Annotated in this window: 1 pseudogene; it reads right to left on the minus strand. The window is 28.6% G+C overall.

The window, feature by feature from the left end:
- Nucleotides 1-175: pseudogene (locus KDK95_RS39065) on the minus strand (YjiH family protein); the annotation flags it as partial.
- Between the last annotated feature and the right edge of the window lie 234 nt (nt 176-409).

Genomic DNA, 409 nt, shown 5'->3' on the forward strand with positions numbered 1-409 from the left:
CATATGGCATAAGTGGACCTATGATTGAGCGAATGGCTAGATGAACATGATCGACGAAAATAGTGTTGTTACCATTAATCGTAAAAGGAATAAAGAAACATAGTATGCCCACTAAACTATAGACAAAAAAACGCCATGCACTTGGTTGTTGTGCATTAGAATGATATTGATTCATTAAAGCAACCCCTTTGTTTAAATGAATACACAAAACTGTATGATGCATCTTCCCCTTAATGAGATGAATCATTATTTTAATTTAGAAAAATCTGAAAACTTAATATAATTGTATAGTTTGAATTATTTTCAGACCAATACAAATTAACTAATTATATATAGATTGAAACTATATAGCTTAATAAAATATTTATCTTAAATGTTGTTGTGTTGATTCAACGTCACAATTAAAGTG

It is taken from the genome of Actinospica acidithermotolerans, assembly GCF_018139625.1.
GTDB lineage: Bacteria > Actinomycetota > Actinomycetes > Streptomycetales > Catenulisporaceae > Actinospica > Actinospica acidithermotolerans.